This window comes from Pseudomonas sp. RIT411 (assembly GCF_003057735.2).
Taxonomy (GTDB): Bacteria; Pseudomonadota; Gammaproteobacteria; order Pseudomonadales; family Pseudomonadaceae; genus Chryseomonas; species Chryseomonas oryzihabitans.
The window spans coordinates 12,809-29,331 of record NZ_QBIZ02000018.1 but is presented as its reverse complement, the minus strand read 5'-3'; the positions used below and the strand labels follow the sequence as shown (position 1 = coordinate 29,331).

Sequence of the window (16,523 nt, the reverse complement as noted above, 5' to 3'; positions counted from 1 at the left end):
ATGCTCATGCAATTGCGTTCCGCCGTGCTGATGCTCCTGTTGCTCAGCGCCCTGACCGGGGGCGCCTACCCCCTGCTGGTGACGGTGCTCGGCCAGGTGCTGTTCGCCGACCAGGCCGGCGGCAGCCTGATCCAGCGCGCCGACGGCAGCGTGGTCGGCTCACGCCTGATCGCGCAGAAATTCAGCGGCCCCGAGTGGTTCCAGCCGCGCCCCTCGGCTGGCGACTACGCCACCGTCTCCAGCAGCGCCAGCAACCTCGCGCAGTCGGCACCGGCGCTGCGCGAGCGGATCGAGAAGGCACTGCCCGAGGTCCAGGTGACCGGCCAGGGCCCGGTGCCCCAGGAACTGGTGACCACCTCCGCCAGCGGCCTCGACCCGGACCTCACCCCGGCCGGCGCCCGCTATCAGATCGCCCGGGTCGCGGCCGCGCGCGGCCTGGCCCCGGAACGCCTGCAAGCCCTGGTGAACGAACAGACGCGCACCTCGCGCTTCGGTCCGGCAACGGTTAATGTCCTGCTCCTCAACCTGGCCCTGGCAGACCTGAGCAAATGACCGACAGCACCGGGCGCGCCGAAGCGCTGCTCGCCGAACACCGCGAAGGCCGTGGCCGCCTCAAGGTCTTCCTGGGGGCGGCGCCCGGCGTGGGCAAGACCTACGCCATGCTGCAGGCGGCCCAGACCGCCCTGCGCCAGGGCCGCCGGGTGCGCGCCGGGATCGTCGAGACCCATGGGCGGCGGGAGACCGCCGCCCTCCTCGCCGGCCTGCCGCAGCAACCCCTGCGGCGGGTCGAGCACCGCGGCCTCAAGCTCACTGAACTGGATCTGGAAGGCCTGCTGGCGGACCCGCCGGAACTGGTGCTGGTCGACGAACTGGCCCACAGCAACGCCCCCGGTAGTCGCCATGCCAAGCGCTGGCAGGACGTCGAAGATCTGCTCGCCGCCGGCCTCAACGTCTACACCACGGTCAATGTCCAGCACCTGGAAAGCCTCAATGACGAGGTGCGCGACATCACCGGCGTCCAGGTGCGCGAGACCGTGCCGGACCAGGTACTGCTCGACGCCGATGACCTGGTGCTCATCGACCTGCCACCCCGGGAATTGCTGGAGCGCCTGCGCGAGGGCAAGGTCTATGTGCCCGAGCAGGCGCGCGCGGCCATCGATGCCTTTTTCAGCCAGACCAATCTCACCGCCCTGCGCGAGCTGGCCATGCGCACCGCCGCCGCCCAGGTGGATTCGGCGCTCGCTCTGAGATACCGCCAGCAGGGCCAGGCCGCCCCGCCGCTACTGGGTCGCCTGATCGTCGGCGCCGGCACCGCACCTTCGGCGGAGCGCCTGGTGCGCCATGCCAGTCGCCTCGCCGACCAGCGCCACCTGCCCTGGACCCTGGTCCACGTCGACACCGGCCAGCCGCTGGACGACGCCGCCCGCGCCAACCTCCAGGCCAGCCAGCGCCTGGCCGAACGCCTGGGCGGCGAGGTGCTGACCCTGCGCGACAGCGATCCGGCCCGCGCCCTGGTCCGCCATGCGCGCGACCAGCGCGCCAGCGTGCTGCTGATCGGCCGCGGCCGGCCGCGCGGCTTCAGCTTGCGGCGCCGTCTGGCGAGTCGCCTGCTGCGCCTGGCCCAGGGGCTGGAGATCGCCATCCTCGATCTGGATCGCGACGCCCCGCCGGCCGCCCGCCCGCGCCGAGCCATCAAGCCCGGCCCCTATGGCGCCGCCGTCCTGGCGACCGCTGTGGCCGCGGCCATCGCCGAAGGCCTGTCCGGACTGCTGGAACTGCCCAATATCTCGCTGATCTTTCTGGCCGCCGTCCTGCTGGTGGCGGTCCGCAGCAGTCGCGGTCCGGCGCTGTTCTGCGCCCTGCTGGGCTTTCTTGCCTACGATTTCCTGTTCATCCCGCCGGCCTTCTCGCTGACCATCAACCGCGAGCAGGACGTCCTCACCCTGGCCTTCTTTCTGCTGATGGCCCTGCTCACCGGCGACCTGGCCGCCCGTCAGCGGCGCCAGCTACAGGCGCTACGCCGGACCCAGCGCGAGACCCTGGCGCTGCTGGACTTCACCCGCCAGCTGAGCGCTGCCAGCGATCGTCAGGCGGTGGCGAGCGTCACCCTCAAGCAATTGGGCGACGCTACTCGCCACGTCTGCCTGCTGTTGCCGGAAAAGGCGGGGCAGCTGGTGAGCCAACCGGGCGATCTGCACCTGGCCGACAACGAACGCATCGCCGCCGAATGGGCCTGGAAGCAGGAAAAGCCGGCGGGTCGCGGCACCGATACCCTGCCCTCCGGCGGCTGGTGGTGGTGGCCGCTGCTGGGCGAGGGTGGCAGCCTGGCCGTGCTGGGCATACGGCGTGACGACGGCCAGCCGCTGGATCACGCCGAGCGCCGCCAGCTGGCCAGCCTGGCGCAACCGCTGGCTCAGGCCCTGGCCCGGGTGCGCCTCAGCGAGGATCTCGAGGCCGCGCGCCTGCACGGCGAGACCGAACAGCTGCGCAGCGCCCTGCTCGCCTCGGTGTCCCACGACCTGCGCACGCCCCTGACGGTGATGCGCGGCTCCATCGATGCGCTGGCGACCCTGGGCGAAGCCATACCCGCCAGCGATCGCCAGGAGTTGCTGGACGCCACCTGCCAGGAGGCCGAACGCCTCGATCGCTATATCCAGAATCTGCTGGACATGACCCGCCTCGGCCACGGCAGCCTGCAGCTGGCGCGGGACTGGGTCGACCCCGGCGACATCCTCGCCAGTGCCCTGCAACGCCTGCAGCCGCTGCTGACGGGATTGCGGGTAGCCACCCGGATCGAGCCGGGTCTGCCGCTGCTCTGGGTTCATCCGGCGCTGATCGAACAGGCGCTCGTCAATGTACTGGAGAACGCCATCCGCTTCTCCGCACCCGGCGGGCGGCTGGAGATCAGCCTGCTGCGCCAGGGCAATGAACTGCAGCTGGCCGTGGCCGACGAAGGCCCGGGCATTCCGCCCGAGGATCGCACGCGGATCTTCGACATGTTCTATACCGCGGCGCGCGGCGATCGCGGTGGCCAGGGTACCGGTCTGGGTCTGGCGATCTGCCAGGGCATGGTTGGCGCCCATGGCGGACGGGTCAGCGTGGAAGACGGCCTGGACGGTCGCGGCACCACGATGCGCATGCACCTGCCGCTGCCCGCTCCTCCGGCGGCATAAGACTGGCTCATGCGGCAGCCGCAGCGGCTATGATGACGCCCTCTCGTGTGGAACCCGTTCAGATGCCCGCTCACGTCCTCGTCATCGACGATGAACCCCAGATCCGCAAATTCCTGCGCATCAGTCTCGCGGCCCAGGGCTACCAGGTCAGCGAAGCCGCCACCGGCACCGAAGGCCTGGCCCAGGCGGCGTTGGGCCAGCCGGACCTGGTGATTCTCGACCTGGGTCTGCCCGATCGCGACGGCCAGGAGGTGCTGGTCGAATTGCGCGAATGGTCCGCGGTGCCGGTGCTGGTGCTGTCGGTGCGGGCGGACGAGCGCGAGAAGGTCCGCGCCCTGGATGCCGGCGCCAACGACTACGTGACCAAGCCCTTCGGTATCCAGGAATTCCTGGCGCGCAGTCGCGCCCTGTTGCGCCAGACCTCGGCCACGGCGAGCCAGCAGGTGGCGGCGCTGGAGGTTGGCGATCTTAAAGTGGATTTCGCCTATCGCCGGGTCACACTGGGCGGCAGCGAAGTGGCCCTGACGCGCAAGGAATACGCCGTGCTGGCCGCCCTCGCCCAACATCCGGGACGGGTGGTGACCCAGCGGCAATTGCTGATCGATATCTGGGGCCCGACCCATGCGCAGGACAGTCATTATCTGCGCATCGTGATTGGCCATCTCCGACAGAAGTTCGGGGACGATCCGGTAGCACCGCGCTATATCGTCACGGAGCCCGGCGTGGGTTATCGCCTGCGCGCCGAAGGTTAGCCTTGCTGGGCTGAATGCCGCTTATCCAGTGCGGAAACAAGCCGCCTTCGCCGTTATCCCCGCACCCTAGACCCTCTGCATAAGTCTGAATGGCACTGGCCTTTCTTATGAGCCTAGAGGCGACTAAAAGATATGATGAATGCGGGGGTGATTGCAGCTAGAGCAGCTGCCTGGAACATATTCGTCCCTGGTAAGGACTTGAAGAGGGCGGAAGTGCGCGAGGTGAAGAGGCTGCAGCGGTGGGAAAAGATTCCAGTCGGTAGACTCGCCTTGCACGACTACCGACTGCAATCCCGTCGAGACGTTACTGCAACCAGCCTTCCACGGTATCGGCGCCGTGTTCGGCTTTCCAAGCCTTGAGCAACTTGTGGTTGCCGCCCTTGGTTTCGATGATTTCGCCGGTCTTGGGATGCTGATAACGCTTGGTGCTGCGCGGACGACGCTTGCCTGCCGGCTTTTCCGGATGCGGCGTCTGCGCCTTGTGCTTGGGGGCAGCGTTGGGATCCAGGATGCCGATGATATCGCCCAGGTTCATGTGGTATTCATCCATCAGGGCATGGAGCTTACTTTCGAATTCGATTTCTTTTTGCAGGGAACTGTCCTGCTTGAGATCTTCGAGCAGCTGCAATTGGGCGCGAAGTTGCTCTTCGGCGGCACGGAATTCGGCGAGACGGGACATGGGCACTCCTGAGGGCTATTTGAAAAAGCGGGTGGAAACTTCGCCCGCGGGCGAAAGTTGCACGCGACAATAAAGGATTGATGCCCCGGATGCCAGCGACAAGTAATCCTTTTGAAAAAATAGAGGCCACTTCTTGTGTCTGCAAGTTTGAATATTAAGAAAACCTTAAGCCAGGCCGGCGGATTGGCGCCAACAAGGTCTTGCGAGGCCTCTTCGCAAGTTACCCGGTAGTAACCGAAGCCATCAAAGAACAGCCAGCCAAGTAAGAACGCTCAACTAAACTGCATAATCATGCAGAAGTTGGCAAAACTTCCGGGCTTGGACCTGGCTAGACGCTCTGGCATGCGCCTCAGGCCGAGGCGTCCAGGTCTGGCTGGGCTTCGGGCAGGGGCTGCCAGTTGAAGGTCTGGGCTATTACCCGGCGGTATTCGGTATCTATGGCCACGGGCGTGCGCCGGATATAGTCCCGCGCATGGGCCTGCCGCTCGTGATCGAGGGTGCGCAGATAGTGGAGCGCTTCCGCCGCCGTGGGCATGCGCTGGTTCAGACCACCACTGCGCGGCGGCAAGGCCGTCCAGACCACGGCGTCGACGCCCTGCTCCGCGGCCCAGGCGGCGATGCGCGGCTGAAAGGGCGAATGCGGACCACTCGGCCAGCTGCCGATGCATTCGGGCTGCTCTCTTGGCACCCCCTCGCGCTCACGCAGGGCGTCGCGCGCTTCTTCCAGGGTGTCGATCGCCAGATAGGCCCAGAGCACCTGAACCTCGGCCACACCGTCACAGATGACCGTGGCCAACTCGCCGCTGTCACCTTCCCGGGCGAATTCGATGGGCAACCTGGGGCCGTCGTCGAACCAGTCCGAGGCGACCGGCAATTCCGCCGCCTTCCAGATCAACGACCCCCAACCCAGACAGGCGATCTTCATGGCCACTCCTACGCATCGACGTTAGGCCATTGGAGACTAACGAAGCGTCGGGGGTTTCCTGGCGGCAAGACTTGGCGACAAAGGTGCAGGACGAAAAAAAGCGGCCTCGAGGGCCGCTTCTTTCGTTACCCGCAAGCCAGAGCTCGCGGGTGGTAGGTGGCGCAGCGGACGGGACTCGAACCCGCGACCCCCGGCGTGACAGGCCGGTATTCTAACCGACTGAACTACCGCTGCGCATGGAAGCCTTGCGGCATCCTGCTGGCACTTGCCGAGAACCTGTTCAGCGGGGTTCTCTGCACCAGCGGCCGCTAAGATACTGATTTATCAGGGAAGAAACAACAGGCGTAGCGAAAATATTTCTCGCCGTGCACAGCCGGCGGCGTCCCCCGTCTCGTTCAGGCCGCGGCGCCAGCGGCCTGCTGCCTGAGCAGGCCGAGAAAGCCTTCCAGGGCCGCGCTGGGTACCTGCCCCGTGCGCAGCAGGATACCGAAGGGCGTCAGGGGTTCGGTGATCTCCAGGTCGAGCGAGACCATCAGCCCGGTACGCAGGTGATCGCGCACCACCGCCTCGGTCAGCACCAGGATGGCGTCGGTGATCTGTACCAGCTGCAGCATGGCGAACACCGAGCCGCATTCGATGACGTCCGCGGGAGGTGGCAACTGGCGCCGGGCGAAGGCGGCCTCCAGCGCCACCCGGGCCGGACTGGCTTCGGGCTGCAGGATCCACGGCCACTCGGCCACCAGTTCGGCCAGATCGGGCGCGGCGCGCCCGGCCAGCGGATGCCCGGTGCGCACCACCACCGCCAGGTGCTCGTTGCCCAGGGGCTCGAAGGTGAAGCGACCGAGATCGGCCGGCTGGGTGAAACGGGCGATGGCCACATCGATCCGCTCCTGCTCCAGCAGCTCGGTGAGCTGGTCGCTGGTGTCGCCGAGGATGCGTAGCTGCAGGCCCGGCTGGCGCGCCTTGCTCTCGGCGATGGCCCGCACCACCAGATCGGGCAAGGCGCCCATGATGGCGCCCACCGCCAGATGCCCATAGCCACCGGAGCGCCGCGCATCGAGGTCTTCGGCGCAGCGATCCAGGCCATTGAGGGCGCGACGGGCGAACTCTAGGATCTCTGCCCCCAGCGCCGTGGGCTTCAGGCCGCGCGCCTGGCGTTCGAACAGCGCGCAGCCAAAGGCTTCCTCGACGTCCTGCAGCATCCGCGTGGTGGCTGGCTGGGACATGTGCAGGGCTTCCGCGGCGCGGTGCAGATTGCGGGTACCGGCCAGGGTCACCAGCATCAGCAGGTGCTTGTAGCGCAGGCGACTGAACAGCGCGCGGGCATGAGGAGAAGCGTTCATTGGCGGCGTCCTGATGGGGCGAGCGGCGGCGGGTCCTGCAGGGCGGGAAGGCTCTGGCCAAGCCCCGCGCGCGAATCGATACCTTAAGGGTATCGGTCCTAAACAAAAAGCGATTATCCAGGCATTGCAACTGCGACTACCTTGAGCCGTGGCCAAATCACAACAACAAGAGAGATCGCCATGCACACCACCCTGTCACCGGGGCTGGTCGCCAAGGTCACCCGGCGCCTGCTGCCCTTCCTGCTGCTGATGTACGTCATGGCCTTTCTCGATCGGGCCAACGTGGGTTTCGCCAAGGTCGCCTTCCAGGCCGACACCGGCATCTCCGACGCGGCCTTCGCCTTTGGCGCCGGGGTCTTCTTCGTCGGCTACGCCTTTCTCGAGATTCCCAGCAACCTGATCATGCACCGCGTCGGCGCCCGGCTGTGGATGTGCCGGATCATGGTCAGCTGGGGGCTGATCTCCGCCGCCATGATGTTCGCCCACACGGCGACGGCCTTCTATGTGCTGCGCTTCTTGCTCGGGGTAGCCGAAGCCGGCTTCTTCCCGGGCGTCATCCTCTACCTCACCTACTGGTTCCCCTCGCGCTACCGCGCCCGGGCCCTGGGTTTCTTCTACTTCGGCGCGCCCCTGGCCTTCATCTTCGGCAGTCCGCTGTCGGGCCTGCTGCTGGAATTCGACGGCTTCGGCGGTCTGCACGGCTGGCAATGGATGTTCCTGGTCGAAGGGCTACTGGCCAGCCTGGTGGGTGTCTGGGCCTGGTTCTACCTGGACAATCGGCCGCGCGATGCCCGTTGGCTGAGTGCGGAAGAAAAGCAGACGTTGCAGCAGGCGCTGGACGCCGAGGACGCCGCCAAGCCGCACCATGGCGGGCTGCTGCGCCTGCTCGGTCAGCCGCGCATCCTGCTGCTGTGCAGCATCTACCTGCTGATCCAGGCCAGCGTCTATGGCGTGGTCTTCTATCTGCCGACCCAGGTGGCCGGGCTACTCGGGCAGAAGGTCGGGCTGCTGGTCGGCCTGGTCTCGGCGATTCCCTGGATCTGCGCCCTGCTCGCCGCCTGGCTGATCCCCAGCTGGTCGGATCGCACCGGCGAACGCCGGCGCACCGCCGCCGCCACCCTGGCCATCTCCGGTCTGGGCATCGCCGCCTCGGTGACCTTCTCGCCGCTCTATGCCCTGATCGCCCTGTGCTTCGCCGCCGCCGGCTTCATCGCCGTGCAGCCGCTGTTCTGGACCTTTCCGTCCGACCAGTTGCGCGGTAGCGCCGCCGCGGGCGGCATCGCCCTGATCAATACCTGCGGCGCCATCGGCGGCTTCATCGCGCCCCTGGCCAAGCGCTGGGCCGAGGTGACCTTCGCCCACCCCGGCGCCGGCCTCTATCTGCTCGCCGGCACCACCCTGGTCGCCGCCGCCCTGATCCTCGGCCTGCGCCGCCGCGACCAGGCCGATCCCCAACCTCAGCTCACGCCCAGTCATTAAGGGAGCCTCGCCATGACCCTACCCACCATCAAGCAGGTGCGCGCCTACACCCTTCGCGGCGGCGGCGCCGACTACCACGACCAGGGCGACGGCCACTGGATCGACGACCACATCGCCACGCCCATGGCCAAGTACCCGGAATACCGCCAGAGCCGGCGCAGTTTCGGCATCAATGTGCTGGGCACCCTGGTGGTGGAAGTCGAGGCCAGCGACGGCACCGTGGGCTTCGCCGTCACCACCGGCGGCGAGCTGGGCGCCTTCATCGTCGAGCGGCATCTGGCGCGCTTCCTGGAGGGTGCCAAGGTCACCGACCTGGAAAAGATCTGGGACCAGATGTACCTCTCCACCCTCTACTACGGTCGCAAGGGCATCGTGCTCAACACCATCTCCGGGGTGGATCTCGCGCTCTGGGATCTGCTCGGCAAGCTGCGCCAGGAGCCGGTGCACCAGTTGCTCGGCGGCGCGGTACGTGACGAACTGCAGTTCTATGCCACCGGCGCCCGGCCGGACCTGGCCAAGGAGATGGGCTTCATCGGCGGCAAGTTGCCGCTGCAGCATGGCCCGGCCGAGGGCGAGGAAGGCTTGCGCAAGAACCTGGAGGCCCTGGCGACCATGCGCGAACGGGTCGGCGACGACTTCTGGCTGATGCTCGACTGCTGGATGAGCCTGGACCTCAACTACGCCACCCGCCTGGCCCAGGGCGCCCAGCAATTCGGTCTCAAGTGGATCGAGGAGGCGCTGCCACCGGACGACTACTGGGGCTATGCCGAACTCAAACGCAACGTGCCGAAGGGCATGCTGGTCACCACCGGCGAGCACGAAGCCACCCGCTGGGGTTTCCGCCTGCTGCTGGAGATGGGTTGCTGCGACATCCTCCAGCCCGACGTCGGCTGGTGCGGCGGCCTCACCGAGCTGATCCGCATCTCGGCCCTGGCCGATGCCCACAACGCCCTGGTGGTTCCCCATGGCTCCTCGGTCTACAGCTACCACTTCGTCATCACCCGCACCAACAGTCCCTTCGCCGAGTTCCTGATGATGGCGCCCAAGGCCGACGAGGTGGTGCCCATGTTCCATCCGCAGTTGCTCGACGAACCCGTCCCGGTGCGCGGCCGCATGCGCGCCTCGGCGCTGAATCGGCCCGGCTTCGGCGTGCGCCTCAATCCGGAGTGCGCCCTGGAACGTCCCTATCGCCACTGAGGCCTTGCCCAGGAGGGCTGGATGAAAGCGACCCAAGACACCCTGGCGACGCCCCTGCCGGATGCGCGCCCCGCGGCGACGCCGCTGCCACCCAAGAGCGCCCGGCTCAAGCGGGTCCAGGTGATCGCCCTGGCGCTATTGGTGCTGGCCGGCTTCGTCAACTACCTGGACCGCAGCACCCTGGCCATCGCCAACCAGACCATCAGCGGCGAACTGGGCTTCACGCCGACCGAGATGGGCCTGCTGCTGTCGGCCTTCGCCTGGGCCTATGCCTTCGCCCAGCTGCCCATCGGCGGCCTGCTGGATCGCTTCGGCGCGCGCCTGACCCTGGGCCTGGGCATCTGCCTCTGGTCCATCGCCCAGGGCGTGCTCGGGCTGCTCAGCAGCCTGCACCTGATGATCCTCGCCCGCGTCGGCCTGGGCATCGGCGAGGCGCCGCAATTCCCGGCCGGCGCCAAGGTGGTCAGCGAGTGGTTCAACGTGCGCGAGCGCGGCCTGCCCTCCGGCATCTTCAACCTCTCCTCCTCGCTGGGACCGGCGATCTCCCAGCCGATCCTCACCGCCCTGCTGCTATGGCTGGGCTGGCGGCAGATGTTTATCGCCATGGGCGTGCTGGGCGTCCTGGTGGCGGCGCTCTGGTACCTGAGCTATCGCGACCGGGTCCAGGTGGCGCTGGACGCCGCCGAGCGGGCGTACCTGGACGCCGGGCTGCCACCCCAGGACGCCGGCCAGCGACTGACCTTCGCCGACTGGCTGGGGCTGTTCCGCCGCCGCCTGACCTGGGGCGTGGTGATCGGCTACGTGGGCATCATCTACATGCTGTCGCTGTTCCTGACCTGGCTGCCGGCCTACCTGGAGCGGGTCCATCACCTGTCCCTGTCCCAGGCCGGCTGGGTCGCCAGCCTGCCGTTCCTGGCCGGCGCCTGTGGCGTGATCGGCGGCGGCCTGCTGGTGGATCGCCTGACCCGCAGCGGGCGCAGCCTGGCCTTCAGCCGCAAGCTGCCGATCTGCGGCGGTCTGGCCGCAGCCGGGCTGTTCGCCCTGTGCAGCGCCGGGGTGACCGGCATCGGCAGCGTCATCCTCTGTTTCAGCATGGCGCTGTTCAGCCTCAACGTGGCGGTGGCCGGCACCTGGTCGCTGGTCAGCGTCGCCGTGCCCTCGCATCAGGTCGCCTCGCTGGCCAGCATCCAGAATTTCGGCGGCTACTTCGGCGGCGCCTTCGCCCCGGTCATCACCGGCATGATCGTCCAGCAGACCGGCTCCTTCGGCCTCGCCCTCGGCATCGCCGCCGCGGTCGCGGTGGCCGGCGCCCTGAGCTACGGCCTGCTGGTGCGCCTGCCCGATACCCCTTCCTGATTCCCCTGGAGACCACCGTCATGGACCTGCCACGCAATCCCTTCAAGGCCCGCCTCACGGGCAGCGATACCCTCTATGGCCTCTGGGCCGGCTTCGCCACCGGCTATGCCGCCGAGATCGCCGCCAGCACCGGCTACGATTGGCTGCTGATCGACGGCGAGCACGCGCCCAACACGGTGCCGAGCATCCTCGCCCAGTTGCAGGCGGTGGCGCCCTACCCCACGGCGCCGGTGGTGCGCTGCGTGACCGGCGATGCGGTGCTGATCAAGCAATTGCTGGACATCGGCGTGCAGACGCTGATGGTGCCCATGGTGGAGACCGCCGACCAGGCCCGCGCCCTGGTGCGGGCCATGCGCTATCCCCCGCATGGCATCCGCGGCGTCGGCGGCGGCCTGGCCCGCGCCACCCGCTGGGACGCGGTGCCCGACTACCTGCACAACGCCCATCGCGAGCTGTGCCTGATCGTCCAGGTGGAATCGCGACTGGGTAGCGACAACGTCGCCGAAATCGCCGCGGTGGACGGGGTGGACGCCGTCTTCGTCGGTCCGGCCGATCTCTCCAGCGGCCTCGGCCATGCCGGCAATCCGGGCCATCCCGAGGTGCAGGCGCGCATCCGCGCCGCCATCGACGCCACCCGCGCCGCCGGCAAGGTGGCCGGGATCCTGGCGCCCCAGGAAGACGATGCCCGGCGTTATCGCGACTGGGGTTGCCAGTTCGTCGCCGTCGGCATCGACATCAGCCTGTTCCGCCAGGCAGCGCTGGCCAACCTGGCCCGCTATCGCCCCCTCGACGCGCCCCAGGCGCCCTCTCGCACCTACTGACCCGGAGTCCGCCATGGCCGATCTGCCCCTTTACCAGAACTACATCGATGGCCGTTTCCTGCCGGCCGCCGAGGACTTTCTCGTCCACAACCCGGCCACCGGCGAGGCCCTGGCCCGGGTGCCGGCCTCCAGCCGAGACGACGTCGACCAGGCCATCGCCGCCGCCCGCCGCGCGCAAAAGGCCTGGGCCCGCAAACCGGCGATCGAGCGGGCCGGCCATCTCAGGCGCATCGCCGCCAAGCTGCGCGAGCAGGCACCGCGACTGGCCCAAACGATTGTCGCCGAACAGGGCAAGATCCACGGTCTGGCCGAGGTGGAGGTCAATTTCACCGCCGACTACCTCGACTACATGGCCGAGTGGGCGCGGCGCATCGAAGGCGAGATCATCACCAGCGACAGACCCGACGAGCAGATCTTTCTGCTGCGCAAGCCACTGGGCGTGGTGGCCGGCATCCTGCCCTGGAACTTCCCCTTCTTCCTGATCGCCCGCAAGCTGGCGCCGGCGCTGCTCACCGGCAACACCATCGTCATCAAGCCCAGCGAAGAAACCCCGATCAATGCCCATGAATTCGCCCGCCTGGTGGCCGAGACGGATCTGCCGCCCGGGGTGTTCAACCTGGTCAGCGGCGCCGGTTCCGTGGGGGGCCAGCTTAGCGCCCACGCCGGCATCGACATGGTCAGCTTTACCGGCAGCGTCGCCACCGGCTCGCGGATCATGGCCGCTGCCGCACCGAATTTGACCAAGCTGAACCTGGAGCTGGGCGGCAAGGCGCCGGCCATCGTCCTGGCCGATGCCGACCTGGACCTGGCGGTCCGCGCCATCCGCGACTCGCGCATCATCAACACCGGGCAGGTATGCAACTGCGCCGAACGGGTCTATGTGGAGCGCGCGGTGGCCGAGGACTTCATCGAGCGCATCGGCCGCGCCATGGCCGCCACCCGCTATGGCGACCCCCAGGCCGACACCAATGTGGAGATGGGACCGCTGATCAACGCCGCCGGTCTGGACAAGGTGGCGGCCAAGGTCGACGTCGCCCTCGGCCAGGGCGCCCGCCTGGTCACCGGTGGCCGTCGTGCCGACCTGGGTCGCGGCTTTCACTTCCAGCCCACGGTGCTGGCGGACTGTCGCGCGGACATGCCGATCATGCGCGAAGAGATCTTTGGCCCCGTGCTGCCGATCCAAATAGTCGATGATCTCGACGAAGCCATCGCCCTGGCCAACGACTGCGAATACGGCCTCACCTCCTCCGTCTATACCCGCAGCCTGGGCAAGGCCATGCACGCCATGCGCGAGATCGACTTTGGCGAGACCTACATCAATCGGGAGAACTTCGAAGCCATGCAGGGCTACCACGCCGGGGTGCGCAAGTCCGGCATGGGCGGCGCCGACGGCAAGCACGGCCTCTATGAGTACACCCACACCCAGGTGGTCTATCTGCAGGGCTGAGTGGCGCGGCCTGGTCCCCTGCCGGGCCTGCCCGGGCCGCTTCGCTCGAATGTTCTTGGGCGAACGCGGGTCGAAACAGGCGCAACCCAAGACCAGGCAAGGGCCAAAGGGCCCCAGGGAGACCAGATGCAGAACTACCACATCCTACCCACCGACACCGGCTGGGAATTCAAGGAAGAGCACGGCGATCGCGCCCTGCTCAAGGCCTCGACCAAGGACGCCATCGTCCACCAGGCGGCGCAATACCTGGACGGCAAGACCGGCAGCGTCAAGATCCACACCGCGGATGGCCGCATCGAGGAAGAGCGCACCTATCCACGCAGTGCGGATCCGGCGCAGTCCAAGGGCTGAGGAGTACCAGCCACCGTTGCGGTGGCTGGCGCGGTGCGAGGTGCCGACTCAGCCGTAGGCTTTTTCGCCGTGCTGGAAGAGGTCCAGGCCCTGAGCCTCGGTCTGCTCGCACACGCGCAGGCCGCGGGTCAGGACCCGGGTGACGCAGAGCAGCACGAAGGTCATGACCCCGCAAAAGACCACGGTGAAGAGAACGCTCTTGAGCTGGATCATCACCTGGCTGGCAATGGCGATGTCCTGGTAGCCGCCTAGGCTCTTGCTGGCGAAGACGCCCGTCAGCAGCGAGCCGACGATGCCGCCGATGCCGTGCAGGCCGAAGGCATCCAGCGCATCGTCGTAACCGAAGGTGCGCTTGAGATAGACCACCGCCATGTAGCAGAGAGCGCCGGTCAGCAGGCCCATGGCGAGGGCGCCGGCCGGACCAACGAAGCCGCAGGCCGGGGTGATGGCGATCAGGCCAGCCAGGGCACCGGAGGCGACGCCGAGGGCGCTGGCCTTGCCGGTGCGTAGCCATTCCACGGCGAGCCAGCCGAGGATGCCGGCGCAGGCGGCGATCTGGGTAGTGAGCATGGCCATGCCGGCACTAGCGCTGGCGGCCACCGCGGAACCGACGTTGAAGCCGAACCAGCCGACCCAGAGCAGCGCTGCGCCCGTCAGGGCGAAGCCCAGGTTGTGCGGCGGCATGGCCTGGAGGCTGTAACCCTGACGCCGACCGAGCATCACACAGGCCACTAGCCCGGCAACGCCAGAATTGATGTGCACTACGGTGCCACCGGCGAATTCGAGGATGCCCCAGTCATAGAGCAGGCCACCCGGACCGCTCCAGGCCATGTGCGCCAGGGGCAGGTAGCAGAAGGTGAACCAGAGGGCGCAGAACAGCACAGCGGCGCTGAATTTCATCCGCTCGGCAAAGGAGCCGGCGATGATCATCGGAGTGATCAGCGCGAAGGTCATCTGGAAGGTGGCGAAGACGCTTTCCGGAATGGTGCCCACCAGGCTGTCACGCACCACGTCGAGCAGCATCCAGTGCTTGAAGCCGCCGATCAGGCTATGGAAGTTGAACTCGCCAGCCACCATGCCAGTGGTGTCGGCGAACAGACTGTAGCCGTAGACCACCCAGAGCACACCGATTACCCCGGCCACGGTAAAGCTCTGGGTGAAGATCGAGAGCAGATTCTTCGCCCGCACCAGGCCGCCATAGAAAAGTGCCAGGCCGGGGACCAGCATCATCAGCACCAGCACGCTGGAGATCATCATCCAGGCCGTGTCGCCGCTGTCGAGCCGGGCCTCCTGCGCCAGGGCCATACCGGGCATCCCGAGAGCTGCCACCAGAACCGCAACCGCCTTGCCTTTACCGATCATGTCGAGCTTCCTTCGCTGAGGGATGAAAGGGAACGTCTTGTGTTGCTGCCTGCCGGAGCGAGGCGTGGTGTATCGCCCTATCGCGGCCATGGCGATCTGCCGATGCGGCCGCTCCCAGGGCGCTCTGTCTGATCGCGGCCATGGGCCGCTCCTACAAAGTCAGATATCCGGTAGGAGCGGCCCATGGCCGCGATTGGAGTACACACTGGACCCTAATTGTAGGAGCGGCCGCGACGGCGGACCGCCGTGGCCGTGTTCGATAAGCCGTCTCCACCGGGGAACGGCTCCTGCTCACTAGAACCCGCTCTGCCCCGGTACCCAGCTGGTACCGGCCAACGGCACCCGCGCCATGGCCGCGGCCTCGATGGTCAGGGCCACCAGATCTTCCGGGTCGAGGTTATGCAGGTGCGACTTGCCGCAGGCGCGGGCCATGGTCTGGGCTTCCAGCACCAGCACCCGCAGGTAGTTGGCCAGCCGACGACCGCCCTCAACCGGGTCGAGGCGCTTGGCCAGTTCAGGGTCCTGGGTGGTGATGCCAGCTGGATCGCGGCCGTTCTGCCAGTCATCGTAGTAACCGGCGGCCGAGCCGAGCTTGCGCAGTTCGGCGTCCAGCCGCGGATGGTTGTCGCCCAGGGCGATCAGGGCAGCGGTGCCGATGGCCACGGCGTCGGCACCCAGGGCCATGGCCTTGGCCACGTCGGCGCCATTGCGAATGCCACCGGAGACGATCAGCTGCACCTTGCGGTGCATGCCCATCTCCTGCAGCGCCTGTACCGCCTGGGGAATGGCCGGCAGGATGGGGATGCCGACGTGCTCGATGAACACCTCCTGGGTCGCCGCGGTGCCGCCCTGCATGCCGTCGAGCACGACCACGTCGGCGCCGGCCTTGACCGCCAACTTGACGTCGTAATAGGGCCGGCTGGCGCCGATCTTGACGTAGATGGGCTTTTCCCAGTCGGTGATCTCGCGCAATTCGGCGATCTTGATCGCCAGGTCGTCCGGGCCGGTCCAGTCGGGATGGCGGCAAGCGCTGCGCTGGTCGACACCGATGGGCAGGGTGCGCATGCCGGCCACCCGCTCGGTGACCTTCATGCCCAGCAGCATGCCGCCACCGCCGGGCTTGGCGCCCTGCCCCAGGACGATCTCGATGGCGTCGGCCTTGCGCAGGTCGTCGGGGTTCATGCCGTAGCGCGACGGCAGGTACTGGTAGACCAGGTGCTGGGACTGGCCACGCTCCTCGGGGGTCATACCGCCGTCGCCGGTGGTGGTGCTGGTGCCGGCGATACTGGCACCGCGGCCGAGAGCTTCCTTGGCGTTGGCCGAGAGCGCGCCGAAGCTCATGCCGGCGATGGTCACCGGGATCTTCAGGTGGATGGGCTTCTTGGCGAAGCGGGTGCCGAGCACCACGTCGGTGCCGCACCGCTCCCGGTAGCCCTCCAGCGGATAGCGCGAGACGCTGGCGCCCAGCAGCAGCAGGTCGTCGAAATGCGGCAACTTGCGCTTGGTGCCGCCACCGCGGATGTCGTAGATGCCGGTCTCGGCGGCACGCTGGATTTCCTGGATGGTAAGGCGATCGAAGGTGGCCGATTCGCGCAGCACGGGGGTGTTCTGGTCAGTCATGGCGATTCTCCTGCGCGA

The 16,523-nt window shown here is 67.5% G+C and carries 14 protein-coding genes and 1 tRNA gene; 9 read left to right on the top strand and 6 right to left on the bottom strand.

The window, feature by feature from the left end; all coding sequences use genetic code 11:
* The 3 genes from kdpC (at nucleotide 1) to DBY63_RS20225 (ending at nucleotide 3,925) form a co-directional block, all read left to right on the top strand.
* Nucleotides 1-552, top strand: coding sequence for a potassium-transporting ATPase subunit KdpC (kdpC, locus tag DBY63_RS20235; protein ID WP_027602178.1), 552 nt, complete (start codon nucleotides 1-3; stop codon nucleotides 550-552).
* Nucleotides 549-3,173 (top strand): sensor histidine kinase KdpD, encoded by a 2,625-nt coding sequence (locus tag DBY63_RS20230; RefSeq protein WP_108582709.1) that lies wholly within the window; start codon nucleotides 549-551, stop codon nucleotides 3,171-3,173. The genes kdpC and DBY63_RS20230 overlap by 4 nt, the downstream gene beginning before the upstream one ends.
* A gap of 62 nt (nucleotides 3,174-3,235) precedes the next feature.
* Nucleotides 3,236-3,925 (top strand): response regulator, encoded by a 690-nt coding sequence (locus DBY63_RS20225; protein WP_027599528.1) that lies wholly within the window; start codon nucleotides 3,236-3,238, stop codon nucleotides 3,923-3,925.
* 304 nt (nucleotides 3,926-4,229) lie between these two features.
* Here the strand turns inward: DBY63_RS20225 and DBY63_RS20220 are convergent, their stop codons facing one another.
* From DBY63_RS20220 to DBY63_RS20205, 4 genes are all read right to left on the bottom strand, one after another.
* The gene (locus DBY63_RS20220) at nucleotides 4,230-4,604 is read right to left on the bottom strand and encodes a histone-like nucleoid-structuring protein, MvaT/MvaU family (protein WP_108582710.1); all 375 of its coding nucleotides are present in this window, start codon (nucleotides 4,602-4,604) and stop codon (nucleotides 4,230-4,232) included.
* Nucleotides 4,605-4,953: 349 nt separating this feature from the next.
* Nucleotides 4,954-5,529 carry a hypothetical protein gene (locus DBY63_RS20215; RefSeq protein ID WP_108582711.1) on the bottom strand — a complete coding sequence of 192 codons (576 nt, stop codon included), beginning with the start codon at nucleotides 5,527-5,529 and terminating at the stop codon, nucleotides 4,954-4,956.
* A 157-nt stretch (nucleotides 5,530-5,686) separates the two neighbouring features.
* A tRNA-Asp gene (locus DBY63_RS20210) sits at nucleotides 5,687-5,763 on the bottom strand.
* 161 nt (nucleotides 5,764-5,924) lie between these two features.
* On the bottom strand, nucleotides 5,925-6,872 hold the full coding sequence (locus DBY63_RS20205) for a LysR family transcriptional regulator (RefSeq protein WP_007158516.1): 948 nt from the start codon (nucleotides 6,870-6,872) through the stop codon (nucleotides 5,925-5,927).
* 180 nt (nucleotides 6,873-7,052) lie between these two features.
* Between DBY63_RS20205 and DBY63_RS20200 the strand changes: the two genes are divergently transcribed.
* The 6 genes from DBY63_RS20200 (at nucleotide 7,053) to DBY63_RS20175 (ending at nucleotide 13,523) form a co-directional block, all read left to right on the top strand.
* Nucleotides 7,053-8,351: an MFS transporter gene (locus DBY63_RS20200; protein ID WP_027602175.1), complete on the top strand. Its 1,299-nt coding sequence runs from the start codon at nucleotides 7,053-7,055 to the stop codon at nucleotides 8,349-8,351.
* 12 nt (nucleotides 8,352-8,363) lie between these two features.
* The gene (rhmD, locus tag DBY63_RS20195; RefSeq protein WP_108582712.1) at nucleotides 8,364-9,548 is read left to right on the top strand and encodes an L-rhamnonate dehydratase; all 1,185 of its coding nucleotides are present in this window, start codon (nucleotides 8,364-8,366) and stop codon (nucleotides 9,546-9,548) included.
* 21 nt (nucleotides 9,549-9,569) lie between these two features.
* Nucleotides 9,570-10,904 (top strand): MFS transporter, encoded by a 1,335-nt coding sequence (locus tag DBY63_RS20190; protein ID WP_108582713.1) that lies wholly within the window; start codon nucleotides 9,570-9,572, stop codon nucleotides 10,902-10,904.
* Between the two features lie 20 nt (nucleotides 10,905-10,924).
* Nucleotides 10,925-11,725 carry an HpcH/HpaI aldolase/citrate lyase family protein gene (locus tag DBY63_RS20185; RefSeq protein WP_027599533.1) on the top strand — a complete coding sequence of 267 codons (801 nt, stop codon included), beginning with the start codon at nucleotides 10,925-10,927 and terminating at the stop codon, nucleotides 11,723-11,725.
* A 13-nt stretch (nucleotides 11,726-11,738) separates the two neighbouring features.
* A complete protein-coding gene (gene aldA, locus DBY63_RS20180; RefSeq protein WP_108582714.1) occupies nucleotides 11,739-13,172 on the top strand; it encodes an aldehyde dehydrogenase in 1,434 nt (477 codons plus the stop codon).
* A gap of 126 nt (nucleotides 13,173-13,298) precedes the next feature.
* The gene (locus DBY63_RS20175) at nucleotides 13,299-13,523 is read left to right on the top strand and encodes a DUF2188 domain-containing protein (protein ID WP_007158522.1); all 225 of its coding nucleotides are present in this window, start codon (nucleotides 13,299-13,301) and stop codon (nucleotides 13,521-13,523) included.
* A 48-nt stretch (nucleotides 13,524-13,571) separates the two neighbouring features.
* On the opposite strand, the gene DBY63_RS20170 is transcribed toward DBY63_RS20175, so the two are convergent.
* Both DBY63_RS20170 and DBY63_RS20165 read right to left on the bottom strand, forming a co-directional pair.
* Entirely contained in the window at nucleotides 13,572-14,885 is a 1,314-nt protein-coding gene (locus DBY63_RS20170) for an ammonium transporter (RefSeq protein WP_108582715.1), read from the bottom strand.
* Between the two features lie 294 nt (nucleotides 14,886-15,179).
* The gene (locus tag DBY63_RS20165; protein WP_108582716.1) at nucleotides 15,180-16,505 is read right to left on the bottom strand and encodes an FMN-binding glutamate synthase family protein; all 1,326 of its coding nucleotides are present in this window, start codon (nucleotides 16,503-16,505) and stop codon (nucleotides 15,180-15,182) included.
* Nucleotides 16,506-16,523: the final 18 nt, after the last annotated feature.

Coding starts and splice junctions, on each gene's coding strand:
- DBY63_RS20175 (WP_007158522.1), top strand. CDS start 13,299: ATGCAGAACTACCACATCCTACCCACCGACACCGGCTGGGAATTCAAG.
- DBY63_RS20230 (WP_108582709.1), top strand. CDS start 549: ATGACCGACAGCACCGGGCGCGCCGAAGCGCTGCTCGCCGAACACCGC.
- DBY63_RS20165 (WP_108582716.1), bottom strand. CDS start 16,505: ATGACTGACCAGAACACCCCCGTGCTGCGCGAATCGGCCACCTTCGAT.
- DBY63_RS20190 (WP_108582713.1), top strand. CDS start 9,570: ATGAAAGCGACCCAAGACACCCTGGCGACGCCCCTGCCGGATGCGCGC.
- aldA (WP_108582714.1), top strand. CDS start 11,739: ATGGCCGATCTGCCCCTTTACCAGAACTACATCGATGGCCGTTTCCTG.
- DBY63_RS20185 (WP_027599533.1), top strand. CDS start 10,925: ATGGACCTGCCACGCAATCCCTTCAAGGCCCGCCTCACGGGCAGCGAT.
- DBY63_RS20205 (WP_007158516.1), bottom strand. CDS start 6,872: ATGAACGCTTCTCCTCATGCCCGCGCGCTGTTCAGTCGCCTGCGCTAC.
- kdpC (WP_027602178.1), top strand. CDS start 1: ATGCTCATGCAATTGCGTTCCGCCGTGCTGATGCTCCTGTTGCTCAGC.
- DBY63_RS20225 (WP_027599528.1), top strand. CDS start 3,236: ATGCCCGCTCACGTCCTCGTCATCGACGATGAACCCCAGATCCGCAAA.
- rhmD (WP_108582712.1), top strand. CDS start 8,364: ATGACCCTACCCACCATCAAGCAGGTGCGCGCCTACACCCTTCGCGGC.
- DBY63_RS20200 (WP_027602175.1), top strand. CDS start 7,053: ATGCACACCACCCTGTCACCGGGGCTGGTCGCCAAGGTCACCCGGCGC.
- DBY63_RS20170 (WP_108582715.1), bottom strand. CDS start 14,885: ATGATCGGTAAAGGCAAGGCGGTTGCGGTTCTGGTGGCAGCTCTCGGG.
- DBY63_RS20220 (WP_108582710.1), bottom strand. CDS start 4,604: ATGTCCCGTCTCGCCGAATTCCGTGCCGCCGAAGAGCAACTTCGCGCC.
- DBY63_RS20215 (WP_108582711.1), bottom strand. CDS start 5,529: ATGAAGATCGCCTGTCTGGGTTGGGGGTCGTTGATCTGGAAGGCGGCG.